This is a genomic window from Streptomyces griseus, assembly GCF_001715295.1.
GTDB lineage: Bacteria > Actinomycetota > Actinomycetes > Streptomycetales > Streptomycetaceae > Streptomyces > Streptomyces griseus_G.
Map to the genome: position 1 here is coordinate 1,766,322 of NZ_MDKB01000002.1, position 25,271 is coordinate 1,791,592.

General features: G+C 71.3%; 23 protein-coding genes. 12 read left to right on the forward strand and 11 right to left on the reverse strand.

Going from position 1 to position 25,271, the window contains the following annotated elements; all coding sequences use genetic code 11:
- Nucleotides 1-77: 77 nt before the first annotated feature.
- From BA175_RS14510 to BA175_RS14525, 4 genes are all read left to right on the forward strand, one after another.
- Nucleotides 78-953 (forward strand): NTP transferase domain-containing protein, encoded by an 876-nt coding sequence (locus tag BA175_RS14510; protein WP_069171683.1) that lies wholly within the window; start codon nucleotides 78-80, stop codon nucleotides 951-953.
- Nucleotides 954-1,186: 233 nt separating this feature from the next.
- Nucleotides 1,187-2,887, forward strand: a complete 1,701-nt coding sequence (locus tag BA175_RS14515; protein WP_438947329.1) for a molybdopterin molybdotransferase MoeA — start codon at nucleotides 1,187-1,189, stop codon at nucleotides 2,885-2,887.
- The gene (locus BA175_RS14520) at nucleotides 2,884-3,987 is read left to right on the forward strand and encodes a potassium channel family protein (RefSeq protein ID WP_069171685.1); all 1,104 of its coding nucleotides are present in this window, start codon (nucleotides 2,884-2,886) and stop codon (nucleotides 3,985-3,987) included. The genes BA175_RS14515 and BA175_RS14520 overlap by 4 nt, the downstream gene beginning before the upstream one ends.
- Nucleotides 3,988-4,061: 74 nt before the next feature.
- Nucleotides 4,062-5,048 (forward strand): NAD(P)H-quinone oxidoreductase, encoded by a 987-nt coding sequence (locus BA175_RS14525; RefSeq protein ID WP_069171686.1) that lies wholly within the window; start codon nucleotides 4,062-4,064, stop codon nucleotides 5,046-5,048.
- Nucleotides 5,049-5,261: 213 nt separating this feature from the next.
- On the opposite strand, the gene BA175_RS14530 is transcribed toward BA175_RS14525, so the two are convergent.
- The 4 genes from BA175_RS14530 to BA175_RS14545 all read right to left on the reverse strand — a co-directional run bounded on the left by BA175_RS14530 (nucleotide 5,262) and on the right by BA175_RS14545 (nucleotide 8,798).
- The gene (locus BA175_RS14530) at nucleotides 5,262-5,804 is read right to left on the reverse strand and encodes a bacterial proteasome activator family protein (protein ID WP_069171687.1); all 543 of its coding nucleotides are present in this window, start codon (nucleotides 5,802-5,804) and stop codon (nucleotides 5,262-5,264) included.
- A gap of 89 nt (nucleotides 5,805-5,893) precedes the next feature.
- Entirely contained in the window at nucleotides 5,894-6,127 is a 234-nt protein-coding gene (locus BA175_RS14535; protein ID WP_069171688.1) for a hypothetical protein, read from the reverse strand.
- A 225-nt stretch (nucleotides 6,128-6,352) separates the two neighbouring features.
- A complete protein-coding gene (locus BA175_RS14540; protein ID WP_254667868.1) occupies nucleotides 6,353-6,598 on the reverse strand; it encodes a hypothetical protein in 246 nt (81 codons plus the stop codon).
- 574 nt (nucleotides 6,599-7,172) lie between these two features.
- Entirely contained in the window at nucleotides 7,173-8,798 is a 1,626-nt protein-coding gene (locus BA175_RS14545) for a protein kinase domain-containing protein (RefSeq protein ID WP_069171689.1), read from the reverse strand.
- Between the two features lie 294 nt (nucleotides 8,799-9,092).
- Here BA175_RS14545 and BA175_RS14550 point away from each other — a divergent pair, with 294 nt between their 5' ends.
- Nucleotides 9,093-10,730 carry a protein kinase domain-containing protein gene (locus tag BA175_RS14550; protein ID WP_069171690.1) on the forward strand — a complete coding sequence of 546 codons (1,638 nt, stop codon included), beginning with the start codon at nucleotides 9,093-9,095 and terminating at the stop codon, nucleotides 10,728-10,730.
- 25 nt (nucleotides 10,731-10,755) lie between these two features.
- Here BA175_RS14550 and BA175_RS14555 read toward each other — a convergent pair whose 3' ends face one another.
- The 3 genes from BA175_RS14555 to BA175_RS14565 form a co-directional block, all read right to left on the reverse strand.
- Entirely contained in the window at nucleotides 10,756-11,811 is a 1,056-nt protein-coding gene (locus BA175_RS14555) for a phosphotransferase (RefSeq protein WP_069171691.1), read from the reverse strand.
- Nucleotides 11,812-11,836: 25 nt separating this feature from the next.
- Nucleotides 11,837-12,277 carry a pyridoxamine 5'-phosphate oxidase family protein gene (locus BA175_RS14560; RefSeq protein ID WP_069171692.1) on the reverse strand — a complete coding sequence of 147 codons (441 nt, stop codon included), beginning with the start codon at nucleotides 12,275-12,277 and terminating at the stop codon, nucleotides 11,837-11,839.
- Between the two features lie 110 nt (nucleotides 12,278-12,387).
- Nucleotides 12,388-13,047, reverse strand: coding sequence for a response regulator (locus BA175_RS14565; protein ID WP_069171693.1), 660 nt, complete (start codon nucleotides 13,045-13,047; stop codon nucleotides 12,388-12,390).
- A 346-nt stretch (nucleotides 13,048-13,393) separates the two neighbouring features.
- Between BA175_RS14565 and pdhA the strand changes: the two genes are divergently transcribed.
- Genes pdhA through BA175_RS14580 form a run of 3 tightly spaced genes read left to right on the forward strand, consistent with a single transcriptional unit; the run spans nucleotide 13,394 to nucleotide 16,940 of the window.
- Entirely contained in the window at nucleotides 13,394-14,542 is a 1,149-nt protein-coding gene (gene pdhA / locus BA175_RS14570; protein ID WP_069171694.1) for a pyruvate dehydrogenase (acetyl-transferring) E1 component subunit alpha, read from the forward strand.
- Between the two features lie 2 nt (nucleotides 14,543-14,544).
- A complete protein-coding gene (locus tag BA175_RS14575) occupies nucleotides 14,545-15,525 on the forward strand; it encodes an alpha-ketoacid dehydrogenase subunit beta (RefSeq protein WP_069171695.1) in 981 nt (326 codons plus the stop codon).
- A gap of 11 nt (nucleotides 15,526-15,536) precedes the next feature.
- Entirely contained in the window at nucleotides 15,537-16,940 is a 1,404-nt protein-coding gene (locus BA175_RS14580; protein WP_069171696.1) for a dihydrolipoamide acetyltransferase family protein, read from the forward strand.
- 65 nt (nucleotides 16,941-17,005) lie between these two features.
- On the opposite strand, the gene BA175_RS14585 is transcribed toward BA175_RS14580, so the two are convergent.
- The gene (locus BA175_RS14585) at nucleotides 17,006-17,905 is read right to left on the reverse strand and encodes a D-alanyl-D-alanine carboxypeptidase family protein (protein ID WP_079159546.1); all 900 of its coding nucleotides are present in this window, start codon (nucleotides 17,903-17,905) and stop codon (nucleotides 17,006-17,008) included.
- Nucleotides 17,906-18,137: 232 nt separating this feature from the next.
- On the opposite strand from BA175_RS14585, the gene BA175_RS14590 reads away from it, so the two are divergent.
- Together BA175_RS14590 and BA175_RS14595 are read left to right on the forward strand one after the other, a co-directional pair.
- Nucleotides 18,138-18,821, forward strand: a complete 684-nt coding sequence (locus BA175_RS14590; protein ID WP_069172118.1) for a GntR family transcriptional regulator — start codon at nucleotides 18,138-18,140, stop codon at nucleotides 18,819-18,821.
- Entirely contained in the window at nucleotides 18,818-20,125 is a 1,308-nt protein-coding gene (locus tag BA175_RS14595; RefSeq protein WP_069171698.1) for an MFS transporter, read from the forward strand. The genes BA175_RS14590 and BA175_RS14595 overlap by 4 nt, the downstream gene beginning before the upstream one ends.
- A gap of 137 nt (nucleotides 20,126-20,262) precedes the next feature.
- On the opposite strand, the gene BA175_RS14600 is transcribed toward BA175_RS14595, so the two are convergent.
- On the reverse strand, nucleotides 20,263-21,087 hold the full coding sequence (locus BA175_RS14600; protein WP_069171699.1) for a maleylpyruvate isomerase family mycothiol-dependent enzyme: 825 nt from the start codon (nucleotides 21,085-21,087) through the stop codon (nucleotides 20,263-20,265).
- A 199-nt stretch (nucleotides 21,088-21,286) separates the two neighbouring features.
- On the opposite strand from BA175_RS14600, the gene BA175_RS14605 reads away from it, so the two are divergent.
- Nucleotides 21,287-22,078, forward strand: a complete 792-nt coding sequence (locus BA175_RS14605; RefSeq protein WP_069171700.1) for a carbon-nitrogen family hydrolase — start codon at nucleotides 21,287-21,289, stop codon at nucleotides 22,076-22,078.
- 60 nt (nucleotides 22,079-22,138) lie between these two features.
- Here the strand turns inward: BA175_RS14605 and BA175_RS14610 are convergent, their stop codons facing one another.
- Nucleotides 22,139-22,633 (reverse strand): LURP-one-related/scramblase family protein, encoded by a 495-nt coding sequence (locus BA175_RS14610; protein WP_069171701.1) that lies wholly within the window; start codon nucleotides 22,631-22,633, stop codon nucleotides 22,139-22,141.
- A 64-nt stretch (nucleotides 22,634-22,697) separates the two neighbouring features.
- On the opposite strand from BA175_RS14610, the gene BA175_RS14615 reads away from it, so the two are divergent.
- Nucleotides 22,698-24,509, forward strand: coding sequence for an NHL domain-containing thioredoxin family protein (locus BA175_RS14615; RefSeq protein WP_069172119.1), 1,812 nt, complete (start codon nucleotides 22,698-22,700; stop codon nucleotides 24,507-24,509).
- A gap of 4 nt (nucleotides 24,510-24,513) precedes the next feature.
- Here BA175_RS14615 and BA175_RS14620 read toward each other — a convergent pair whose 3' ends face one another.
- The gene (locus BA175_RS14620) at nucleotides 24,514-25,224 is read right to left on the reverse strand and encodes a DUF4232 domain-containing protein (RefSeq protein ID WP_069171702.1); all 711 of its coding nucleotides are present in this window, start codon (nucleotides 25,222-25,224) and stop codon (nucleotides 24,514-24,516) included.
- Nucleotides 25,225-25,271: the final 47 nt, after the last annotated feature.

The window sequence follows — 25,271 nt, forward strand, 5'->3', positions numbered from 1 at the left end:
CCTTGCGGGCGCCGGTTCCGGGATCGAGTTCCCTCCCCGGGGTGATCGGCGGATCGGGGGGCCCGCATACTCGGGGCATGACCGCGTATGACGCCATCGTCCTTGCCGGAGGAGCCGCCGAGCGGCTCGGGGGAGCCGACAAGCCCGGGCTCCGGGTGGGTGGACGGGCGCTGCTGGACCGCGTGCTCGCGGCGTGTGCCGACGCGGGTACCACCGTCGTGGTGGGCGGGCGCAGGCCCACCAGCCGTCCGGTCCTCTGGACGCGCGAAGTCCCACCCGGCGGGGGGCCGTTGGCAGCGCTCGGGGCTGGGATACGGCACGTGAGCGCGGAAACCGTGCTCGTGCTGTCCGCGGACCTGCCGTTCCTGGACGGGGCGACCGTCCGCTCGCTGCTGGACGCGGTCCGTACGGGAGCCTGCGAAGGCGCTGTGTGTACGGACCCCGACGGTCGGGACCAGCCGCTCGTCGCGGCCTACCGAGTGGAACCGCTGCGTCGCGAACTCGCGCTCCTGGCAACGGAGCACGGCAGTCTCGCGGGGCTGCCGCTGCGGTTGCTGACGGCCGAACTCGCCCTTGAACGGGTCGAGGCGGGGCCTCTGGCCTCGTTCGACTGCGACACCTGGGAAGACGTAGCTGCCGCCAGGGCGCGTATCAGGGACCATGGGACCGTGCTGGATGAATGGATCACCACAGTCAAGAGCGAACTGGGCATCGAACTCGACGTCGACACCGGCGTCCTGCTCGACCTCGCCCGTGATGCCGCGCACGGTGTCGCCCGGCCCGCCGCACCGCTGACCACCTTCCTGGTCGGATACGCGGCGGCCAAGGCGAGCAGCGGGGCGAGCCCGGAGGACGCGGCCGCCGCAGTGGCGGACGCGGCCCGCAAGGCCGCCGCGTTGGCCCTGCGCTGGGAGGAAGAGACGGAGGCCGGCGGCGGGACCGGCACGCCATGACGGTGCCGGGAGGCGAGACGGGGGATCCGCTCCCGGCGGATCGGACGGGTGGGCGCCCGGCCGACGCCGCCCGGCGATCCCCGGACGCCCGGAAAGTCTCTGCCGCCGCCCAGCAGCCCCGAGCCGCCGACCCGGTCCGCACGGCCGAGGATGCCCGGACCGCCGAGGGCACCCGTGAGCCCGACGGGCTCGGTGCCGTGAAGGCCGGGACAGCTGCAGGAGTACGCGAGCCGGTGGAAGCCCGGACGGCTGCAGAAGTCGCCGAGCCGGTCGAAGCCGGGACGGCCACGGAAGCCCGTGCCGCAGAGAAGGCGCGGACGTGCCGGACAACCCGTACCCCCGCAGAAACCCGTACTTCCGCAGAAACCAGTGCCGCACAGGCCCGTGCCGCAGCAGAAGCCCGTGCCGCCGCCGAGGAAGCCCGTGCCGCAGCAGAAGCCCGTGCCGCCGAGGCGGAGCGGGCCGTCGAGCAGGCTCTGGCTCTGGTCGGGCCCCAGGCCCCCTCCGCGCACTCCATGTCCGGCCGGCCCCAGCCCTCGGAGCCTGTCGAGCCTTCCCCTCTCTCCGCTCCGTCCACCCCGACGGCATCGGGTGAGAATCCCCCTGCCGCCGACGTGTCCCCGGCTGCCCGCAGCAGCGCCCAGGTGCTGGCTACGCACGCCTCCCGCAGTTCCTCCCGTTCGCCCCACTCATCCCACTCATCCCACTCGCCCCATTCGCACCCGGCCACGTCGTGGAGCGGCGCGCGCGCCTTGGCCGAGCGCCTCGGCCGGTCCGCCCCGCGGGCCGCTCACCGGCTTCCCCTGGACCGGGCACTCGGCCACGTCCTGGCCGAGGCCGTCGTCGCCCTCACCGATCTGCCGTCCTTCGACACGTCGGCCATGGATGGCTGGGTGGTCGCTGGGCCGGGCCCGTGGTCCGTACGGGAAGGCGGCGGGGTCCTCGCCGGGCACAGCAACGCCGTACCGCTGCCCGACGGCACAGCGGTCCCCATCGCCACCGGCGCCCGCATTCCCTCCGAGGCCACCGCCGTCATCCGTAGCGAACACGCGCGCGTGGACGAGACCAAGGGGCTGCTCCACGCGACTCGCGAGGTCGTTCCCGGGCAGGACGTCCGGCCGCGCGGCCAGGAGTGCCGGTCAGGCGACCAACTTCTGCCTGCCGGGACTCTGGTGACACCGCCCGTCCTCGGCCTGGCGGCCGCGGCGGGATACGACGCCCTGGTGGCCGTGGGCCGGCCACGCGTCGACGTCCTGGTCCTGGGCGATGAACTGCTCACCTTCGGACTGCCGCGTGAGGGGCTGATCCGGGACGCCCTCGGCCCGATGCTGGGACCCTGGCTCCGTGCCCTGGGAGCGGAGGTCACGGACCCCAGGCGCCTCGGGGACGACGCGGACGCTCTCCGCCGAGCCCTCACCACATCCGACGCCGATCTGATCATCACGACCGGCGGCACCGCGGCCGGGCCCGTCGATCACGTGCATCCCGTTCTCGCCGCTACCGGCGCCGAGTTGCTGGTCGACGGGGTAGCCGTTCGCCCAGGCCACCCCATGCTTCTGGCCAGGTTCGCCGACGGGGGCCCCTACCTGGTGGGTCTGCCCGGCAATCCGCTCGCAGCCGTGTCCGGGCTCCTGACGCTGGCCGAACCCTTGCTCCGCGGAATCGCAGGCCGCCCCGCTCAGGTAGCGTTTCGAGTGCTCGTGCACGAGGAGGTCCAGGGACATCCGCACGACACCCGGCTCGTCCCCGTGGTCCACCGGGAGGACGGGGTCGTGCCCCTGCACTACAACGGTCCCGCGATGCTCCGGGGGATCGCCGCTGCCGACGGGCTGGCTGTGGTGCCCCCGGGCGGGGTACGGTCCGGCACCGAGGTGGAGATCCTCGATCTACCGTGGGCCTCGGCAACGCCGTGGACTGAAGGGTGTTTCACGTGAAACTTCCCGGCCACGACGCGATGGCCAGGCGCGCCGACGAATACGTGGTGCCCACCCGGGTGCTCCTGCCCCGACGGGTGGTCGACAGGCCGCTGCGGCAGGTCGCCAAGCGACTGGCGATGGCCTTGGCGGTACTGGCCGCGACGGTCTTCATCGTCTGGGCGGACCGGGGCGGGTACCACGACAACGCCGACGAGAAGGTCGACTTCCTCGACGCCGTCTACTACGCGACGGTGACGCTGTCGACGACCGGCTACGGCGACATCGTGCCGTACAGCGACTCGGCGCGGCTCGTCAACGTGGTGCTGGTGACGCCGCTGCGTGTGCTGTTCCTGATCATCCTGGTCGGCACCACCCTCGAGGTCCTGACGGAACGGACCCGGGAGGACTTCCGGCTGAACCGTTGGAGAACCAACTTGCGTGAACACACAGTTGTCGTGGGCTTCGGTACCAAGGGCCGCTCGGCAATCCAGACGCTCTGTGCCACCGGGCTGAAGAAGGACCAGATCGTCATCGTCGACCCGGCCGGCAAGGTGATCGAGGCGGCCAACGCCGAGGGATTCGTAGGCGTGGTGGGCGACGCGACGCGCAGTGACGTGCTGCTACGGGCGGAGGTACAGAAAGCGCGGCAGGTCATCATCGCCACTCAGCGCGACGACACCGCCGTACTGGTCGCCCTGACGGCGCGGCAACTCAACCGTGGCGCGAAGATCGTCGCCGCCGTGCGTGAGGAGGAGAACGCGCCGCTGCTGCGTCAGTCCGGCGCCGATGCCGTGATCACCAGCGCCAGCGCGGCAGGCCGTCTGCTGGGGCTCTCCGTCCTCAGCCCGAGCGCCGGCACGGTGATGGAAGACCTCATCCAGCAGGGCAGCGGCCTCGATCTCGTCGAACGGCCGGTGATAAAGGCCGAGGTGGGAAAGAGCGTCCGGGAGACCGACGACCTGGTGGTCAGCGTCCTGCGCGGACACCGGTTGCTCGGTTACGACGATCCGGCGGCCAGCCCTCTGCAGCTGACGGACCGTGTCATCACGATCGTGCGGGCCTCGCCGCTCCACGTGCCCTCGACGAACCATCCGCCGCAGTCCAATCAGCGGTCGTAGAAGGACCAGATGCCCCGGACGGGTCGCAGCTGGCCTGACGCGCCCGGAAGGCGGTACGGAGTAGCCTCGCCGCCATGCATGCGATCACGATCCCCGAACCCGGTGGCCCCGAGGCACTCGTATGGACCGAGGTACCCGATCCCGTAGCAGGCGAGGGCGAAGTCCTCGTCGAGGTCGTGTCCGGTGCGGTCAACCGGGCCGACGTCCTGCAGCGGCAGGGTTTCTACAACCCTCCGCCCGGCGCGTCCCCGTATCCCGGCCTGGAGTGCGCGGGCCGCATCGCGGCGCTCGGTCCGGGTGTGACCGGATGGTCCGTGGGCGACGAGGTGTGCGGGCTGCTGGCGGGCGGTGGCTACGCGGAGAAGGTGGCCGTACCGGCCGGACAGCTGCTGCCCGTGCCCGCCGGAGTGGATCTCGCGGTGGCCGCCGCGCTTCCCGAGGTCACCGCGACGGTCTGGTCCAACGTCTTCATGGTGGCCCATCTGCGGCCCGGCGAGACCCTGCTCGTCCACGGCGGCTCCAGCGGCATCGGCACCATGGCGATCCAGCTCGCCAAGGCGGTGGGGGCGCGGGTCGCGGTGACCGCGGGTGGCCCCGAGAAGCTGGCCCGGTGCAAGGAACTCGGCGCCGACATCCTCATCGACTACCGCGAGCAGGACTTCGTCGACGAACTGCGCAGGGCGACGGACGGCGCGGGAGCCGACGTGATTCTCGACATCGTCGGGGCGAAGTACCTGGACCGCAATGTGCGGGCGCTGGCGGTGAACGGGCGGCTCGCGATCATCGGTATGCAGGGCGGAGCCAAGGGCGAGCTGAACCTGGGCGCCCTGCTGAGCAAGCGGGCCGCCGTCACAGCCACCTCCCTGCGAGCCCGGCCGCTCGCGGAGAAGGCCGCGATCATCGCCGCGGTACGCGAGCACGTCTGGCCGCTCATCGAGCAAGGTGTCGTCAAGCCCGTCGTGGACCGTACGGTGCCGATGGCGGACGCTGCGGAGGCCCACCGGGTGCTCGAGTCCAGCACCCACATCGGCAAGGTGCTCCTGCTCGCCCCGACGGCCTGACGGAGACACGGCGGCCGTGCCCTGAGCCCGGCGTGCCGAGAACCGATACGACCGGCCACCGAGGCCGGCGTACCGGGGCACGCCTGCGGTACGGCCTACGCGCCGGGGTCCGGCACACCCTGAGGGTGTGCCGGACCCCGGCGCGTAGGTGCGACACAGGACGCCCACCGCACGCGCCTCCGCGCGGTGTCGCCCCGAGCCCGCCGTGAACGGCTACAGGTACGGGCCGGAACGAGCCGGGCCGTGCGGGTCAGGGCCGCCTTCCTCGTCCTCGTGGAGCGCACCCGGGGGAAGGGCGCGGCGCATCTGCTCCAGCTGCGCCCTGGCCGCCATCCGCTGGGCGAACAACGCCGTCTGGATCCCGTGGAACAACCCCTCCAGCCAGCCGACCAGCTGGGCCTGGGCGATCCTCAGCTCGGCCTCCGAGGGAACGGACTCCTCGGTGAACGGCAGCGAGAGCCGCTCCAGCTCCTCCACCAGCTCAGGCGCCAGGCCGTCCTCGAGCTCCTTCACCGAACTGGCGTGGATCTCCTTGAGCCGCACCCGGCTGGCCTCGTCGAGAGGAGCGGCCCTGACCTCTTCCAGAAGCTGCTTGATCATGCTGCCGATGCGCATGACCTTGGCGGGCTGCTCGACCATCTCCGTCACCGGGACCTCACGCGACTCGTCGTCGCCGCCCCCGATAGCCATTCCGTCCTGCCCCACCACGAGGACCTGGGGGTGCTCCTGCGACCGGTCATTCCTCGGCATCTCCATGTAGCCATTGTCTCGCACACCTGCTGCACCACACGGTGGTGCCCCCGGAAACGCATGATCCACCTTTCCGGGGGCGCCGGATCAGCCGATCAGGCCGTGGACGCCTCCGCCCCGGCAGGGCCCCGGGCGAGCCACCTGACGTCATCGGGGTGCGGCGGAACGACCGTCTCGACACGTTCGGCCGCCGCCTTCCACGCGCCCAGGGCCGCGCCCGCGTCCGCGCACAGCGCACTCGCGTCCAGCTCGCCGGGCAGCTCGATCCTGCCGGTGACCGTCCACGTCTGCCCGGAACCACGTAGGGCCGTGCGCGAGCCGACGTGCATCCCGGCGGACTCGGGGATTGGCTCGCCCGCGACGACCTCTCCGCACCGTGCGGGTACTCCCCTTCGAGCAGGTCGAGCAGGTCGAGCAGGTCGAGCAGGTCGAGCAGGTCGAGCGCGTCCAGCAGGTCCAGCAGGTCCAGCAGGTCCAGCAGGTCGAGCCTGCCGCAGGCCGCCGGCTCGGAGGGTGCGCAGTTCGACGAACGCGCAGTGGTCGCGTCCCCCCGGTCAGCCCGTCCGGCGCATGCGGAAGGCGAGGAATCCCAGGCCCAGGCCGACCGAGGCGAGCCCGCTGCCCAGCGTCAGCAGCGGGACCTGCCGCGCGGCCGATCCGTCCAGCGCCTGCCGTTGCCGGGACGACTTCCCCGGCTCGGGGAAAGCGCCGGGCGGTGGGGTGAAGGCGGGCACCTCGTCCGGGTCCGGTTCCGGTGGTACCTCGTCGGCGGGGGGCGTCTCGGAGCGCTCGAGTTCCACGGGTGTCAGCGACCGCCCCGGCCTGGGACGGCCTTTCCCCGCCTGCCTCCCGGCCATGGGGGAGTCCTCGGCGGACGGACCGGTGCCGGGGGGCCGCGGGGACGGCGACGACGACGGCCGACCGGGGGCGGCGGCCCCCGGCGTGCGCGGGGGGAGGGCGCGCGTGGGGAGGGTGCGCGCGGAGAGCGCGTGGGCGGCCGGAAGGCCCCGTGCCGCGGAGGCGTACGCAGAGGTGGCAGCTGACGACCGTACGTCCCCGTACGCCGTGGAGACCGGCCCGAGGATCAGCCCGGCGGCCATCGCCAGACCGGCCACGCATCGTGACGGCCGTGAAGCCAGGAGTCCCGGAGGCATGAGACCAGCGTCACACGCACCAGGGGGCCCGGCATTTCGGGCACCTGCGCGCCACCCGGCCCCCGGCGGGCATCCGGCACCCGCGCGCGCTCAGCGGGGCCGCTGTCAGGAAGGAGGCCGGAGCCGGAGGCAGTCGGAGGCGTCGGAGCCCGTCAGGAAGGCAGCACACGCACGTACGCGGCCGCACGCACGCAGCGCATACGCGGCACGCACCCAGCCGTCAGGCCGGGTCGCCCGTGGCGATCCGGAGCTCGAAGTGGGCGCCCCGCTCCGCCACAGCCGTACCCGGCGTGGGGAACTGGTCGATGACCTGGTCCTCCGCGTAGGTGTTGCCCTCCACCTCGATCACCTTGACGGTCCAGCCCGCCGCGTCGGCGCACGCCTTCGCGGAGAGGATGTCCTTGTAGACGAAGTTCGGCGCCTGCACCTTCGCGGGGTCGTCCGTGTCCTCCATCGCGTCCGTGCACTTCTCGGTCTCCATCGTCCGGTTCCGCTCCGGGGGCTTGTGCTCCCCCGCCGCCGCGGACTCGCCGGTACCGGGGTCGCCGCCCTTGCCGGAGTCGGAGTCGTCGCGCATGTTCAGGAAGGCGATGAGGCCGCCGACCGCGATCAGCGCCACCACGATCGACCCCACGACGACCGGCATGTTCGACCGGGAACCGCCCCGTCCGCCCGTGGGCTGCGGGGACGTCGTGTACGGAGGCGGGGTCCGGTGCCCCACGGTGGCGGGGGACGCGTACGGCTGGGCCGCCTGCGGGTAGCCGTATCCCGGCGTGGGAGCGGGGGTCGGCACCCCGTAGGGGCCGGGCTGCGACTGGGGGTGGTGGGGCTGCGGCTGGTAGGGCGTCTGCACGCCGTGCGGAGAGGGGGTGGCCTGGTCCACGGGCGGGAAGACCGCAGAGCCGACGCCCGAGCCGCTGTTGACCGGCGCACCGCCGCCGATGATCACCGGAGCACCGGCCGGACCGCTCGCGTTCAGCACGCGGGTGATCTCGTCCTGCATCGCCGCGGCACTGGGGAAGCGCTCGTTCGGGTTCTTCCTGAGCGCGCGGGCGACGAGTGCGTCCATCGCGGGGGTGAGGGACCGGTTGATGCTCGACGGGGCGACCGGCTCCTCCTGGACGTGCGCGTACGCGATGGCGAGCGGCGAGTCCGCGTCGAAGGGTATGCGTCCCGTGAACAGCTGGAAGAGCATGATGCCGACCGAGTACAGGTCGGACCGCGCGTCCACCCCGCGGCCCAGCGCCTGCTCGGGGGAGAGGTACTGCGGCGTACCGACGACCATCCCGGTCTGGGTCATCGAGGTGACGCCCGACTGCATGGCGCGGGCGATGCCGAAGTCCATGACCTTGACGACACCGCGCTTGGTCATCATGACGTTGCCGGGCTTGATGTCGCGGTGGACCAGGCCCATCTCGTGGCTGGTGTCCAGGGCGGCGAGCACATCGGCCGTCACCTTGAGCGCCTTGTCGGCGGGCATGGCGCCGTACTGCTGGATGTCCGACTGGAGTACGGAGCCGAGCGGCTGTCCCTCGACGTACTCCATGACGATGTACGGCATGAGCGCGCCGCCCAGCTCGTCCTCGCCGGTGTCGAACACCGAGACGATGTTGGTGTGCTGCAGCTTGGCAACGGCCTGGGCCTCGCGCCGGAAGCGCTCACGGAAGGACTGTTCGCGCCCCAGTTCCGTGTGCAGCGTCTTGATGGCGACCTGGCGGTCGAGTGCCGAGTCGTACGCCAGGTAGACCGAGGCCATGCCGCCCTCGCCGAGCAGGTCGCGCAGCTGGTAGCGGCCGCCGGCCACGGAACCGCCCGCGTAGCGCCCGTGTGCGCCGTCGTGGCTCATGACTTGCATCCCCCTCGGCGCCCGACGGACGCGGTGATCCCTGTTACGGGCCAAGTCTGCCCGAGGGGTCCGACACGTCAAGCCGGGTGCCCGTTCCGTGACCGTACGCACGAGAAGCGTCTCGGAAGCGTTACAGGATTCGCATGGAATTTGCGTGCCCGCCACGCCAGCCGATTGGATGGCCCGTCACTCTGGAAACCGGTGTGTCCCCCGGAGGCTGTAGCGTGACGTGGCAATGCAGCAAAGCACCGTGAGAACCCGCGCACGCGGGGACAGATACGACGGCGAGGACTGATGGCACCCGATTCCGAAGCAAGCGGCGGCGGAGTTTCGGATGGCACCGACTCCTGGGGCGTCGGTGGCGTGGTCGGGGACGGCCGCTACCGCATGACCCACCGGCTTGGCCGCGGCGGCATGGCCGAGGTCTTCGCCGCGGAGGACGTCCGGCTGGGACGCACGGTAGCGGTGAAACTGCTCCGGTCCGATCTCGCCGAGGACCCGGTCTCCAAGGCCCGTTTCACCCGCGAGGCACAGTCCGTCGCGGGGCTCAACCACCATGCGATCGTCGCCGTGTACGACTCCGGTGAGGACGTCGTGGGCGGGGCGACCGTTCCCTACATCGTGATGGAGCTGGTCGAGGGCCGCACGATCCGCGATCTGCTGATCAGCGCCGAGGCCCCGCCGCCCGAGCAGGCCCTGATCATCGTCTCCGGCGTGCTGGAAGCCCTCGCGTACTCGCACCAGCACGGCATCGTGCACCGGGACATCAAGCCGGCGAACGTGATCATCACCAACTCCGGTGCGGTCAAGGTCATGGACTTCGGTATCGCCCGCGCGCTGCACGGCGCCCAGTCGACGATGACCCAGACGGGCATGGTCATGGGCACCCCGCAGTACCTCTCCCCCGAGCAGGCGCTCGGGAAGGCGGTCGACCACCGGTCCGACCTGTACGCCACCGGCTGCCTGCTCTACGAACTGCTCGCCCTGCGGCCTCCGTTCACCGGTGAGACGCCGCTGTCCGTCGTGTACCAGCACGTCCAGGACATCCCGGTTCCGCCGTCGGAGGTCGCGGGCAGCGTGCCGCCCGAGCTGGACGGCCTCGTCATGCGCTCCCTCGCCAAGGACCCGGACGACCGGTTCCAGAGCGCCGAGGAGATGCGCGCCCTGGTCCAGTACAGCCTGCAGATGCTGCAGGTCCAGGGCGGTCACACGGGGACGTGGAACACGGGCCCGGTCGTGGCGGGGCACGACGGCGGCCACACGGCGGCGATGAACATCGGCGGCGGTACGGCCGCCATGGCGCACCCCCTGCACGGGGACACCTCGCAGGGGCCGATCCTTCCGCCGATGAACCCCGACGACGGGGCGTACACGGGCGGTTCGCACAGCGGCGGCGGACGCGGGAAGATGTGGCTGTTCGTCCTGCTGGCCCTGATCGCGATCGGTGCGGGCGTCGCCTTCGCCATGCAGGCGGCGGACCAGGGAGACACGAAGAAGAAGCCGCCCGCCGCGCCGTCGTCCTCGCCGTCGCCGACCGAGACGAAGTCCTCCCCGGAGCCGTCGGACGAACCGTCGGACGAGTCGTCGCACGAGACCGGCAACTCCACGGGCGGGAACTCCTGGCCCGACAAGGAGCCGTCCTGGACCCCGAGTGACACGGCTCCGACCCAGCCGACCCGCGAGCCCACGGACACCCCGACGACGTCCGACCCGGGCACGAGCGGGGGCGGCGGTTCGACGACCGACGGCTCCACCGGGGACACGGGCACCACCGGCGACACGGGCACCACCGACGGCGGCACCACCACCGAGGGCACGACCGACGGCAGCGGCACCACGACCGACGGCGGCAGCGGCGGTACACCGGCCGGGACCTCAACGGGCGCCGTGGCGGGTACGACCACCGGGACCGGCACGGGAACGACCCCCTGAACAGCGTCCGGGCCTTCACGGGGCCTCACCCCGTGAAGGCCTCGGCGACCGCGTCGTAGGCGCGGGTCCACCACACGGCCAGGGCCGACACCGCAGGGAACTGCGGGTCGGCCCTGCGGTCGTGGAGGCGGTAACGCCAGCGCAGTATCCAGAAGTCGTTGAGCCGCTCCCACCAGACCCGGTGCACCGCGGCCGCCAGTTCGCCCGCGCCCGCGCCGGCCGAGCGCCGGTAGGCGCGGGAGTACGCCCGCACCTTCTCCAGGGCCAGTTCGCCGTTCGGCCGCACGAAGAAGATCGCCGCCGCCCGTACGGCCTCCTCCGCCCGCGGCTGCACACCGAGCCGGTCCCAGTCCACGATCGCGACCGGGTCGGCGCCGCGGTAGAGCAGGTTCAGCGGGTGGAAATCGCCGTGCACCCAGCCCCTGGCGGCGCCCCCGGGGGTGGGTGGACGACGGTGGGCGTGCTGCTCCAGCAGGGCGCGGCGCTCGACCAGACGGTGCACGGCGAGCTCGTCGAACGCGTCGCGCGGCCCCCTGCCCCGCGCCGCCGCCAGTAACTCGTCGATCAGCGTGAACGTGTCGGCGGGGTCCGGGCTCCGCTCCTGTGCCGGAGGCGGCGGGGCCGCCTCCATGACCCGTTCCAGGCCGGTGTGTACGGCTCCGAGGAGCGCCCCGAGCCGCCGGGACTGCGCCGTCGTCAGGTGGGCGCCGTCCCGGTGGAGACCGTCGACCCAGGGGTGCAGGGCGTAGCGCCTGCCGTCGATGACCGTAACCGTCTCACCCTCCGTGGCCGCGAGCGGCGGGGCGACGGGAACACCGAGTGAGTGCAGCTGCTGGGTGGCCCGGTGCTGCCGGACGATGGTGGCGTGGTCGCCGCTCGCGTCGTCGAGGTGGTGCTTGTCGAGATGGTGCTTGAGGAAGTACCGGCCACGGGTGGTGGAGACGCGGTAGCCGTGGTTGAGCAGGCCCTTGGTCAGGGGCTCGCAGCTGAGGGGTTCACCGGTACCGGGGTAGCGGCGCAGGACCTGGCCGACCGGAGGCACAGGCGGGTGGGTCACAGATGAGCGCGGCACTCGACACATGTTAGGTGACGCTATGTGGCTGGTTTTACGGACTTGCGTCGAAGTTCCATGTGTGCATATGGATCACATGCGGATCGAGACGCAGGTACACCGGATCGAAGGGCTCACCGTTCACCGTCGCCGGGCCGGAGCCGAGACGCGCGCGTTCCCCGGGCCCCGGGCGCACGATCTCCGCGGGCCCGGTGACCTGCACCGACCACAGTTCGGCGGGCTCGCCGGGATCCCCGGGCCGGCCGGCCTCCCGCGCGTCGCAGTTGTCCGCCCCGTACGCGATGACGCTGCCGTCGCACGACTCGTGGTGGCCGAGACCGCGGTGCATCCGCAGGAGCACCCGGTTCTCGACGACGATGTGCCGGGCCACGGCCAGGTGGGGCAGGGCCCGCATGCTCGTGGCCAGGCGGCCGTAGCGGACGCGGCCGAGGAGTTCGATGGCACGGAGTTCGTCGGAGGGGCCCAGGGACAGCATGCGTTCCACTGTCCGTGACCTGTAGGAGCCGGGTAAGGGTCCGCCGCCCCCGGTGGGGCGGGACCAAAGTCCCGGGAAGCGCGCTCGCGCCGGGGCGCCCCGCCCGCGGCTCAGCGCTTCTCGGCCTGGAGGCGCGCCACGTAAGCCGCCGCCTGGGAGCGCCGCTCCATACCCAGCTTGGCGAGCAGGCTGGAGACGTAGTTCTTGACGGTCTTCTCGGCGAGGTGCAGCCGCTCCCCGATGACCCGGTTCGTCAGCCCTTCCCCGATCAGGTCGAGGATCCTGCGCTCCTGGTCGGTCAGGCCGGCGAGCCGGTCGTCGCCCTTGCCGTCCTTGCCCTCCCGGAGCCGCTCCAGCACACGTGCCGTCGCCACGGGGTCCAGCAGGGACCTGCCGGCCGCCACGTCCCGGACGGCGTTCAGCAGTTCGCTGCCCCGGATCGCCTTGAGCACGTACCCGGACGCGCCGGCCATGATCGCGTCGAACAGGGCTTCGTCATCGGCGTAGGAGGTGAGCATCAGGCAGTGGACGCCCTCGTCCCGGGAGCGGATCTCCCGGCATACCTCCACGCCGCTCCCGTCCGGCAGCCGGACGTCCAGGACGGCGACATCGGGCCGCGTCGCGGGGATCCGGGCGAGCGCGTCCGCTGCCGTACCGGCCTCGCCGACGACCTCGATGTCCTCCTCGACGGAGAGCAGCTCATGCACGCCCCGCCGGACGACTTCGTGGTCATCAAGCAGAAATACAGTGATTTTTCCATCTTCGCGCACGCTCGCAGTCTCACACACTCCTTTCCCGTCCGCCCTTCCCTGCCGCCGACGGCCGGGATAACGTGCCGTTGTTCCGGCGGCCTGTGCGGCCGTTACCAGTGCTGTGACCAGCAGGACTTCGCGATTTTCACGATTTACTTGGAAATCCAAGCAAAATCGCAGGTCACAAGGTGTTTCGCAGTTATGCGAAGCACTGGGTAACGTGCCTATGACAGGGTGCTCGCCGGGGCACCTGTCACGCCTGTTCCGGACCGAGCGGCACCCACCCCGTGCCCGGGTCCCCTCACAGGCGAGCCGCACTGGTTCCCGGCCATCCCGGGGGCCGGACCGACGGAGGAGCACGTACGTGACCGTGGAGAGCACTGCCGCGCGCAAACCGCGACGCAGCAGCAAGCGGACCAGCGCCGCGAAGACGCCACAGAGTTCCGAGCCCCAGCTGGTACAGCTGCTGACGCCGGAGGGCGAACGCGTCACGCACCCGGACTACGAGATCGACCTGAGCGCGGACGACCTGCGCGGTCTCTACCGGGACATGGTCCTGACCCGCCGCTTCGACGCCGAGGCCACCGCGCTGCAGCGTCAGGGCGAGCTGGGCCTGTGGGCCTCGCTGCTGGGCCAGGAGGCCGCGCAGATCGGCTCCGGCCGGGCGCTGCGCGACGACGACTACGTCTTCCCGACCTACCGGGAGCACGGCGTCGCCTGGTGCCGAGGCGTCGACCCGACCAATCTGCTCGGGATGTTCCGGGGGGTGAACCACGGTGGCTGGGACCCGAACACGAACAACTTCCACCTGTACACGATCGTCATCGGCTCGCAGACCCTGCACGCCACCGGCTACGCCATGGGCGTCGCCAAGGACGGCGCGGACTCGGCCGTGATCGCGTACTTCGGTGACGGAGCCTCCAGCCAGGGCGACGTCGCCGAGGCCTTCACCTTCTCCGCGGTCTACAACGCCCCCGTCGTGTTCTTCTGCCAGAACAACCAGTGGGCGATCTCCGAGCCGACCGAGAAGCAGACCCGGGTGCCGCTCTACCAGCGCGCCCAGGGCTTCGGCTTCCCCGGCGTCCGGGTCGACGGCAACGACGTGCTCGCGTGCCTCGCCGTCACCAGGTCGGCGCTGGAGCGCGCCCGCCGGGGCGAGGGTCCGACCCTCGTCGAGGCGTTCACCTACCGCATGGGTGCCCACACCACCTCCGACGACCCGACCAAGTACCGGGCGGACGAGGAGCGGGTGGCGTGGGAGGCCAAGGACCCGATCCTCCGTCTGCGCACGTACATGGAGAAGCAGGACCTCGCCGACGCCGCGTACTTCACCGCGCTGGAGGAGGAGAGCGAGACCCTCGGCAAGCGGGTCCGCGAAGCGGTGCGGGCCATGCCCGACCCGGACCCGCTGGCGATCTTCGACCACACCTACGCCGACGGCAACCCGCTGGTCGACGAGGAGCGCGCGCAGTTCGCCGCCTACCAGGCATCGTTCGCCGAGGAGGGCAACTAGCCATGGCCACCCAGAAGATGTCCATCGCGAAGGCGCTCAACGAATCGTTGCGCAAGGCTCTCGAGACCGACCCCAAGGTCCTGGTCATGGGGGAGGACGTCGGCAAGCTCGGCGGGGTCTTCCGCATCACGGACGGCCTCCAGAAGGACTTCGGCGAGGGCCGGGTCATCGACACCCCGCTCGCCGAGTCCGGCATCGTCGGTACGGCGATCGGCCTGGCCCTGCGCGGCTACCGCCCGGTGGTCGAGATCCAGTTCGACGGCTTCGTCTTCCCCGCGTACGACCAGATCGTCACGCAACTCGCCAAGATGCACGCCCGTGCGCTGGGCAAGGTCAAGATGCCGGTCGTCGTCCGCATCCCGTACGGCGGTGGCATCGGCGCCGTCGAGCACCACAGTGAGTCGCCCGAGGCCCTCTTCGCCCATGTGGCGGGCCTGAAGGTCGTCTCCCCGTCCAACGCCAACGACGCCTACTGGATGATGCAGCAGGCGGTCCAGAGCGACGACCCGGTCATCTTCTTCGAGCCCAAGCGGCGCTACTGGGACAAGGGGGAGCTCGACACCGAGGCCATCCCCGGCCCGCTGCACAAGGCCGCCGTGGCCCGCGAGGGCTCCGACCTCACGCTGGCGGCGTACGGCCCGATGGTGAAGGTGTGCATGGAGGCGGCCGCCGCCGCGCAGGAGGAGGGCAAGTCGCTCGAGGTCCTGGACCTGAGGTCGATGTCCCCGATCGACTTCGACGCCGTCCAGGCCTCGGTCGAGAAGACCGGCCGCCTGGTGGTGGTCCACGAAGCACCGGTGTTCTACGGCTCCGGGGCCGAGATCGCGGCCCGGATCACCGAGCGCTGCTTCTACCACCTCGAAGCACCGGTACTGAGGGTCGGCGGCTACCACGCCCCCTATCCGCCGGCCCGGCTCGAGGACGAGTACCTGCCGGGTCTCGACAGGGTGCTCGACGCCGTCGACCGCTCGCTGGCGTACTGAGGAGAGGGTCCGTGACGACGATGACCGAGACGTCTGCCCGTTTCCGTGAGTTCAAGATGCCCGACGTGGGCGAGGGACTGACCGAGGCGGAAATCCTCAAGTGGTTCGTCCAGCCCGGCGACACCGTCACCGACGGACAGGTCGTGTGCGAGGTCGAGACCGCCAAGGCCGCGGTGGAACTGCCGATCCCGTTCGACGGGGTGGTGCACGAGCTGCGCTTCCCCGAGGGCGCCACGGTCGACGTGGGCCAGGTGATCATCGCGGTGGACGTGGAGCCCGGCAGCGGTGACGCCCCGGCGGCCCCCGCGGCCGCGCCGGAGCCGGTGCGGGAGCCCGTGGCGGAGCCCGTGCCGGAGGCACCCAAGGGCCGCCAGCCGGTGCTGGTCGGTTACGGCGTGGCCGAGACCTCCACGAAGCGGCGCGCCCGCAAGGGGGCCGGGGTCCCGGGACCGGCCGCCGCCGCCGTGCAGGCCGAGATCAACGGCCGCGGTGCCGCCGTACCGGAGAGCCGTCCGCTCGCCAAGCCGCCGGTGCGCAAGCTGGCCAAGGACCTGGGGATCGACCTGGCGACGGTCACCCCGACCGGCGAGGGCGGTGTCATCACCCGCGAGGACGTCCACGCGGCGGCGGCCCCGGCCCCCGCCGAGGTCCCCGCGCAGGCCCCGGCGGCGCCCGCCTCCCCCGCACCTGCCGCCGCCCCCGTGGCGGAGGCCGGCCGGGAGACGCGCGTCCCCATCAAGGGCGTACGCAAGGCCATGGCCCAGGCCATGGTCGGCAGCGCCTTCACGGCGCCGCACGTCACGGAGTTCGTGACCGTCGACGTGACGCGCACGATGAAGCTGGTGGCGGAGCTCAGGGAAGACAAGGACATGGCGGGGCTGCGGGTCAATCCGCTGCTGATCATCGCCAAGGCCCTCCTCGTCGCGATCAGGCGGAACCCCGGGGTCAACGCCGCCTGGGACGAGGCCGGCCAGCAGATCGTGCAGAAGCACTACGTCAACCTGGGCATCGCGGCGGCCACCCCGCGCGGTCTGATCGTGCCGAACATCAAGGACGCGCACGACAAGACCCTGCCCGAACTGGCCGAGGCACTGGGCGAACTGGTCTCCACGGCACGCGAGGGCAGGACCTCCCCGGCGGCCATGGCCGGCGGCACCGTGACCATCACCAACGTCGGCGTCTTCGGTGTCGACACGGGTACGCCGATCCTCAACCCGGGCGAGTCCGCGATCCTCGCGGTCGGGTCGATCAAGCCGCAGCCCTGGGTCCACAAGGGCAAGGTGAAGCCCCGCCAGGTGACCACGCTGGCGTTGTCGTTCGACCACAGGCTGATCGACGGTGAGCTCGGCTCCAAGGTGCTCGCCGATGTCGCGGCGATCCTGGAACAGCCGAAGCGGCTCATCACCTGGGCCTGACGGCCGCAGCCGGAACGAAGGAGGGGCCCGTCCGTGCGGCGGGCCCCTCTTCCGTACGTACGGACCTACTTCTTGAAGGAGTAGTCCAGCAGCTTCTTCGCGTCGGCCGACCGGGTGGTCGCGGAGGTCGCGGTGAGGACCGTGCCGATGACCGTCCTGCCGTTCCGGGTCGCGGCGAAGACCAGGCAGTACTTGGCCGTCGGGCCGGAACCGGTCTTCACGCCGATCGCCCCGCTGTAGCTGCCGAGCAACGGGTTGGTGTTGGTCCACGACATGTAGCGGTAGCCGCCGCTCTTCGTGGTGACCTTCTGCTTCGTCGACTTCGTCTTGACGATCGCGCGGAAGGTGGAACTCTTCATGGCACCGCTGGCGATCTTCGTCAGGTCGCGTGGCGTCGAGTAGTTGGACCCGCTGCTGATGCCGTCGAACGAGTCGAAGTGCGTGTTCTTCAGACCGAGGCTCTTGGCACTGGCGTTCATCTTGCCGATGAAGGACTTCACCCGGGCGGCGCGCGTGGTGCCGGAGCCGAACTTGTCCGCCAGGGCGTACGCGGCGTCGCAGCCCGAGGGCAGCATCAGCCCGTACAGGAGCTGACGGACCGTGACCTTGTCGCCGACGATGAGCCGGGCCGAGGAGGCGTTCTTGGAGACGATGTAGTCGCTGTACGCCTTCTGGATCGTGACCTTGGAGTCCAGGTTCAGGTTCTTCTGGGCCAGCACCACCTTGGCCGTCATTATCTTCGTGGTGGAACCGGTGGAGCGGCGGGTGTCCGCGGCTTTGGTGTAGAGCGTCTTCGCGGTGCCGTTGTCCATCACGAACCCGCCCTTGGCGGTGATCGACGGCGTGGGCGGCGTCGCTGCCTGAGCTGTGGTGGCGAACGCGCTGCCGGCCAGGACGGCGCCTGCGGTGAGGGCCACGGTGGCGGCAACGTTTGCGCGGTGTATGCCCTTAAGACCGATTTTCAAGTCAAACGCTCCAAATACCCCTGTTTGGCGGCCACATGAGGGTGCCGCCCCGTGGTGAGACTCATGAACCGGGGAGATGGATGTACTGGGAGCGGTGACTTCGGATGTCGTGGCTGTGTGAGAAGGGAGTGCGGCCGACGGGGTGGCCGCCGTGTGCGCGCGGCGGCCGTGGTGGTGTCCCGCATCGCGGACGGGTCCCACCATGCGTGCATGTTGTATCTATGCTGTGCGCATGCCTGCCGCACCCCTGGTCACCGCCGAACCCGCGAAGAACCCCGTCAAACAGCCCCCGGCCGCCGAGCGCGTCTACTCCCACGTCAAGAAGGCCGTACTCGACCGCCGCTACGAGGGCGGCACCCTCCTCACGGAGGGCGACCTGGCCGACGCCGTCGGCGTGTCCCGCACGCCCGTACGGGAAGCGCTGTTGCGCCTGGAGGTCGAAGGGCTGATCAAGCTCTACCCCAAGAAGGGCGCTCTCGTGCTCGCCGTCTCCGCCCAGGAGATCGCCGACGTAGTGGAGACCCGGCTGCTCGTCGAGGAGTTCACCGCCCGCAAGGCCGTGCCCGCCTCCGCGCAGCTGATCGCCCGCCTCGAGCAGCTCCTGGAGGAGCAGCGGCAGCTCGCCGAGGCCGGCGACCTGGAGGCCGTCTCCGTCAAGGACCGCTGCTTCCACGCCGAGATCGTCAAGAACGCCGGCAACGAGATCCTCTCCCGGCTCTACGACCAGCTCCGCGACCGCCAGCTGCGCATGGGCGTCGCCGTGATGGAGGCGCACCCCGGCAGGATCGCCGCCAACATCACCGAGCACGGCGAGCTCCTGGACGCCATCAGGAACGGTGACGCGGACGGTGCCGCCCAGGTGGTACGACGCCACGTGAGCCGGGTCAAGGTCCTGGTCCGAGGTGATGACCGGTGACCTCCCCCGCCCCCACCCTCTCCCTGCCCGGCGATCCGCCCGGCGGCCGGCGTGCCGCCTGGATCTGGGGCATCGGGGTCGCCGTCTACTTCGTCGCCATCATCTTCCGTACGAGTCTGGGGGTCGCCGGACTCGACGCGGCGGACCGGTTCGACGTCAACGCCTCGGCCCTGTCGACGTTCTCGATCCTCCAGCTCCTCGTCTACGCCGGCATGCAGATACCCGTCGGCCTGATGGTGGACCGGCTGGGCACCAGGAAGGTCCTCACCCTCGGCGCGGTCCTCTTCACCCTCGGCCAGCTCGGTTTCGCCCTCTCCCCCTCGTACGGCATGGCGCTCGCCTCGCGCGCGCTCCTCGGCTGCGGTGACGCGATGACCTTCATCAGCGTGCTGCGTCTCGGCGCCCGGTGGTTCCCGGCCCGGCGCGGGCCGCTGATCGGACAGGTCGCCGCACTGTTCGGCATGGCGGGCAACCTCGTCTCGACCCTCGTCATCGCCCGGGCGCTGCACGGCTTCGGCTGGACGGCCACCTTCGCGGGCAGCGCCGTCGCCGGCGTCGTCGTGCTCGTCCTGCTGCTGCTCTTCCTCAAGGACCACCCCGAAGGCCACGAACCGCCGCCCGCCCGGCACGCCGGCGCCTCGTTCGTCCGCAGGCAGATCGCCGCCTCGTGGCGCGAGCCGGGCACCCGGCTCGGCATGTGGGTGCACTTCACCACCCAGTTCCCGGCCATGGTCTTCCTGCTCCTGTGGGGCATGCCCTTCCTGGTGGAGGCCCAGGGACTGAGCAGGGGGACGGCCGGTGAGCTGCTCACCCTCGTCGTCCTCTCCAACATGGTGGTGGGGCTCGTCTACGGACAGGTCATCGCCCGGCACCACGCGGCACGCGCCCCGCTCGCCCTCGGCACGGTCGGGCTGACCGCGTTGCTCTGGGCGTCCACGATTTTCTACCCCGGTGACCACGCGCCCATGGGGCTGCTCGTCACTCTGTGCGTGGTGCTCGGCTCCTGCGGCCCCGCGTCGATGATCGGCTTCGACTTCGGCCGGCCGGCGAACCCGCCGGAGCGCCAGGGCACCGCCTCGGGGATCGTCAACATGGGCGGGTTCGTCGCCTCGATGACCACGCTGTTCGCGATCGGCGTGCTGCTGGACGCGACGGGCGACAACTACCGCGTCGCCTTCGCCTCGGTCTTCGTCCTGGAGGCGATCGGCGTCACGCAGATCCTGCGACTGCACGCACGCGCCACGCACAGGGAGCGCGACCACCACGTCGTCAGCCGGGTGGAAGCCGTGCACGTGCCCGTCTGACCGCTGTCCGGGGGCGCCCCCGCCCGGTCCCGGCCGGGCGGGCGCCACCGGCCGGCCCACCCGCGGGCCCGGCGGCCGGCCCGCCTCGGCACCACGGAGTCACGCCGGCACCGCACCGCGGAGCGGCTGCTACGGCCTCACGGTGTCACGGCGAAGTTCTGGAGGATCGCGGCCGCCAGTTCCTGGTCGCCCTCGATCTTGATCCGGTCCTCCACCGCGTGCGGCCGGACCCGGCCGCACGCCAGCCGGTAGTACGTCTCCCAGTCCATCGCCAGCGTCGCGGCGGGACCCAGTGACGGCGCACCGTCGACCGACCCGCGGCCGTCACCGTCCACACGGACCGTGCGCAGGAACTCGACGGGGCCGTGCACGTCGAGGACGACCGCCGAGTTGTGCGGTGCGCCCGCGTCCTTGGCGACCACCTTCGGCAGCCCGGCCAGCAGCGTGTCACGGGCGACCAGGGCGCCGGGGGAGTCCAGGTTGCCGGGCTGACCCAGCGTCGTACGCAGGTCCTGCTCGTGCACCCAGACGTCGAAGGCCCGCAGGTGCAGGGCGAGTTCCAGGGTCTGCTCGGCGCCGAGCGGTGCCCGCACCATGGTCTCGGGGGCACGCGACTCGTTGCGCAGCTGGCGCATGCGCCGGATGAGCGTGTACTCGAGCTCCGAGGTCATCTCCGGTGCCGTGTGGTGGCGCCGGACGTCGACCTGCATCTCCATGTAGCGCTGGAAGTCGTTCTGCACGTGGTAGAGGTCGCGCGGCAGGGTGTGGATCGGCCGTGGGTCGCCGAGCTGCTCGCACTCCATGCCGATGATGTGCGAGACGATGTCGCGCACCGACCAGCCCGGGCAGGGCGTACGGCGGTTCCACTCCCCCTCGGCGAGCGGCTTGACCAGCTCGGCTATCGACTCGATGGAGTGGGTCCAGGCGTCGGCGTAGGTCTGGAGGCTGGGATGGACGGTCACGGGACCCCTCGTGCGGTTCTGCGGTGCATGGGCTGGAGAGCAGGGAGTGCCGGCGGGCTGGCCGGCACTGACGGCGCTGTCTGCGGGCTGCGTGGGAGGTTCGCTCGCTAAGTTACGCTGCGAGCAGGCACCCCGGCAGTGCTTTCGTGTGACGATCGTAGGCCCGCGTTGACGGTCCCCACGCCAGGACGGTGGTAGTGTGCACGCCTCCCTCATCCAGATCGCAGTAAACCCGGACGAGTCGGTCAATTCCCGTAGGGAGCGAGCGGCTTCGCTGGTCGTGGCCCAGCGCGGCGTGGATCTGGTGGTCCTTCCGGAACTGTGGCCGGTCGGCGCCTTCGCCTACACGGCGTTCGCCGACGAGGCCGAACCGCTGCGGGGTCCCACCCACGACGTGATGGCGAAGGCCGCCGCCGAGGCCGGGGTCTGGTTGCACGCGGGTTCCTTCGTGGAACGCGCCGAGGACGGCACGCTGTACAACACCTCGCTCGTCTTCTCGCCCGAGGGCGAGCGGACCTCCGTCTACCGCAAGATCCACCGTTTCGGTTTCGACAAGGGCGAGGCGGTGATGATGGGCGCGGGCGAGGAACTCGTGACGGTCGCCCTGCCCCGGACCACTCTGGGTCTGGCCACCTGCTACGACCTGCGCTTCCCGGAGATGTTCCGGGGACTGACCGACGCCGGGGCAGAGACCCTCGTCGTCGCGGCCGGCTGGCCCGAGCGCCGCCGTTCGCACTGGACCCTGCTGGCCCGGGCGCGGGCCGTGGAGAACCAGGCGTACGTCCTGGCCGTCGGCTCGTCGGGAACCCACGCCGGTGTCGAGCAGGCCGGGCACAGCATCGTCGTCGATCCGTGGGGCGAGGTCCTCGCCGAGGCCGGCGCGGCCGAGGAGGTACTCACCGTGGAGTTCGACCCGGCGAAGACCGCCGCCACACGCGAGCAGTTCCCGGCCCTCAAGGACCGCCGTCTCGGACTCGCCCCGCCGCGCTGACCGGGCGGACCGGAGGACGCCCGCGTTTCACGTGAAACCGGACGCGGGTCGCCGTGGCCCTCACTCTTCGTCGCGCTCCTTGTCGGCGAGGACGATCACACACACCGCCACCGCGACGAGCAGGGGCACATCGGCGTCCTCCCGGACGATGTCGATGCCGTACGTGTCCCGGACGGTGAGCTGGCGCCGGGAGATCCGGGCGAGCAGCTCGCCGTCGTACTCGACGGCGAACTCGCGGTCCAGGATCTTCCCGCTGACATCGAGTTCGGTGCCGTCCACCAGGGTCACCCGGTAGTGGTTCCGCAGGAGCGAGAGCCGCTTCCGCCTGATCCGGGCGAGCGGCTCCCCGTCGCGTTCGACGACCATCGTGTCCCGCAGACTCACCAGCTTCCGGCGGAACTCCACCCGTACCCGGCCGTCCTGGTCCTTCAGCTCGAAGGTGTCACGGAGGCGCATCGCCTTGCCGTCGACCAGGAAGAGCCTGTGCCCGTCCGCGTCCTCGATCCAGTAGTCGTCTCCGACGGCGAACAGACGCTCACGCACGAGAAGTCTCATGGATCACAGGTTCCACGACGCCTCACCGGAATGCGCGCAGGACCTCGTGATGTTGACTGGTGTCATGACAGCACGTGCACGCGTCCGCGCCCCCGAACTCACCGGCAAGGGCGGCTGGCTCAATACGGGTGGTCGGCAATACACCCTCGCCGACCTGCGAGGACGCATCGTCGTCCTGGACTTCTGGACGTTCTGCTGTGTGAACTGTCTCCACGTCCTCGATGAGCTGCGCGAGCTCGAGGAGAAACACCGCGACACCGTGGTGATCATCGGCGTCCATTCGCCGAAGTTCGTGCACGAGGCCGAGCACCAGGCCGTGGTCGACGCCGTCGAGCGCTACGAGGTGCACCACCCCGTCCTCGACGACCCCGAGCTCGCCACCTGGAAGCAGTACGCCGTACGCGCCTGGCCCACGCTCGTCGTGGTGGACCCGGAGGGCTACGTCGTCGCCCAGCACGCCGGTGAGGGGCACGCGCACGCCATCGAGAAGCTCGTGGAGGAGCTGGAGGCCGAGCACGCCGCGAAGGGCACCCTGCGCCGCGGGGACGGCCCGTACGTGGCTCCGGAGCCGGTCGCCACCCATCTGCGCTTCCCGGGCAAGGCGCTCCTGCTGCCCGACGGCGGCTTCCTGGTCTCCGACACGACCCGCCACCGCCTGGTCGAGCTGGACGCGGACGGCGAGACCGTACGCCGGCACATCGGCTCCGGTGAGCGCGGCTTCGCCGACGGGGGCCCGGAGGACGCCAGGTTCAGCGAACCGCAGGGCCTCGCCGTCCTGCCCGACGGCCGCATCGCCGTCGCGGACACGGTCAACCACGCGATCAGGGCCCTGGACCTCGCCACGGGTACGACGACCACGCTCGCCGGCACGGGGCGCCAGTGGTGGCAGGGCTCCGCCACCGACGGGCCGGCCACGGAGGTGGACCTGTCCTCCCCGTGGGATGTCGCCTGGTTCGACGGCCGGCTGTGGATCGCCATGGCCGGGGTGCACCAGCTGTGGACGTACGACCCCGGCCGGGGCACCGTGCGCGTCGCCGCGGGGACGACCAACGAGGGACTGGTCGACGGGCCGGGCGCCGAGGCCTGGTTCGCCCAGCCGTCCGGTCTGGCCGCAGCCGGTGACCGGCTCTGGGTCGCCGACTCGGAGACCTCCGCGCTGAGATACGTGGACCGCGAAGGCGCCGTCCACACCGTCGTCGGCACCGGGCTGTTCGACTTCGGCCACCGGGACGGCGCGGCCGGCCAGGCGCTCCTCCAGCACCCCCTCGGCGTCACCGCCCTGCCCGACGGCTCCGTCGCGGTCAGCGACACGTACAACCACGCCCTGCGGCGCTACGACCCGGAGACCGGCGAGGTCACCACGCTGGCCACGGACCTGCGGGAGCCGAGCGACGCCGTGCTCGTCGACGGCGACCTGGTGGTCGTCGAGTCCGCCCGGCACCGGCTGACCCGGTTGCGGCTCCCCGAGGAGGCCGTGCGGGTCGCGGACCGGGCCCACCGCACCCGGCGGGCGGCCACCGACATCGCCCCCGGCACCCTCCGGCTGGACGTCGTCTTCCAGGCGCCCGCCGGGCAGAAGCTGGACACCCGGTACGGCCCCTCCACCCGGCTGCTGGTCTCCTCGACCCCGCCCGAGCTGCTCGCCGGGGGTTCCGGCCCCGGCACGGACCTGGGCAGGGACCTGGTGCTGGCGGACGGAGTCACCGAAGGGGTCCTGCACGTCTCGGCGATGGCGGCGTCCTGCGACGACGACCCGGCGAACGAGTACCCGGCCTGCCATGTGCACCAGCAGGACTGGGGCGTCCCCGTACGCGTCACGGCCGACGGGGACGCCAGGCTGCCACTGGTGCTGGCCGGGCTGGACGAGCGGGGCTGACGGCTCAGAAGTCGTCGGCGCCGGCGCGCAGCTCGTACGTCCAGTAGCCCGTCGCCCACTTCGCGGGGTCGACGGCGATGCCCTCGGAGCCGGGAGCCTTCACCACGGCCATGCCACCGTTGCCCTGGAGCGTGACGGAGAAGTCCTTGACGGCCTCCACGTCCTCGTCCATGCCGCCGTCCGACAGCTTCACCAGCGCGTATGCGGGGGCGCCGGCCGTGAGCACCACGGGGGCCGCGGGCTTGCTCCTGGCGACCGCCGGTGCGATGCCCCGGGCGTTCTCCAGGAAGCGGACCTCGGGGAAGCCCTCCATCCGGCAGCTGTGGCCGGAGGTGTTCTTCGCCGTCAGGACGAGGTGGGTGAAGGGCGGGCCGTCCTGCGTCGCCGCGCTGATCTTCAGGTCCTTGGTGGTGCAGACGGAGGCGGAGGAGGACGAGGAGGAGCCGCCGGTGCCCTTGGCGGCTGCGGTGGTCGCCCCGCCGGACGTCTTCGTGCCGGCGGCCTGCGCGGTGCCGGTGTCCCCGGCGTCCCCGGTGGTGCCGGCGTCCTTCGTGTCCTTCCCGGTCTGCGCCGTGGACGCCGCGGGCTTCGAGGCGGCCGCGGGGCCGTCGGACTTCGTGCCGGTCCCGTTGTCACCGCAGGCGGTGAGGGTCAGGGCGAGAACCGCGGTGGTCGCGGCGGTGAGGACGGTGGTGCGGTTACGGAACGTACGCATGGAGATTCCCCCGGAAGTAACGGCGCGGCGATCGCCTGGTCGAGCGA

Bases quoted from the DNA above. Each gene is read 5' to 3' on its own strand.
- BA175_RS14510 (WP_069171683.1), top strand. From the start codon at position 78: ATGACCGCGTATGACGCCATCGTCCTTGCCGGAGGAGCCGCCGAGCGG.
- BA175_RS14525 (WP_069171686.1), top strand. From the start codon at position 4,062: ATGCATGCGATCACGATCCCCGAACCCGGTGGCCCCGAGGCACTCGTA.
- BA175_RS14575 (WP_069171695.1), top strand. From the start codon at position 14,545: ATGGCCACCCAGAAGATGTCCATCGCGAAGGCGCTCAACGAATCGTTG.
- BA175_RS14620 (WP_069171702.1), bottom strand. From the start codon at position 25,224: ATGCGTACGTTCCGTAACCGCACCACCGTCCTCACCGCCGCGACCACC.
- BA175_RS14535 (WP_069171688.1), bottom strand. From the start codon at position 6,127: ATGCACGTCGGCTCGCGCACGGCCCTACGTGGTTCCGGGCAGACGTGG.
- BA175_RS14530 (WP_069171687.1), bottom strand. From the start codon at position 5,804: ATGGAGATGCCGAGGAATGACCGGTCGCAGGAGCACCCCCAGGTCCTC.
- BA175_RS14590 (WP_069172118.1), top strand. From the start codon at position 18,138: ATGCCTGCCGCACCCCTGGTCACCGCCGAACCCGCGAAGAACCCCGTC.
- BA175_RS14555 (WP_069171691.1), bottom strand. From the start codon at position 11,811: ATGTGTCGAGTGCCGCGCTCATCTGTGACCCACCCGCCTGTGCCTCCG.
- BA175_RS14615 (WP_069172119.1), top strand. From the start codon at position 22,698: ATGACAGCACGTGCACGCGTCCGCGCCCCCGAACTCACCGGCAAGGGC.
- BA175_RS14550 (WP_069171690.1), top strand. From the start codon at position 9,093: ATGGCACCCGATTCCGAAGCAAGCGGCGGCGGAGTTTCGGATGGCACC.
- BA175_RS14610 (WP_069171701.1), bottom strand. From the start codon at position 22,633: ATGAGACTTCTCGTGCGTGAGCGTCTGTTCGCCGTCGGAGACGACTAC.
- BA175_RS14560 (WP_069171692.1), bottom strand. From the start codon at position 12,277: ATGCTGTCCCTGGGCCCCTCCGACGAACTCCGTGCCATCGAACTCCTC.
- BA175_RS14545 (WP_069171689.1), bottom strand. From the start codon at position 8,798: ATGAGCCACGACGGCGCACACGGGCGCTACGCGGGCGGTTCCGTGGCC.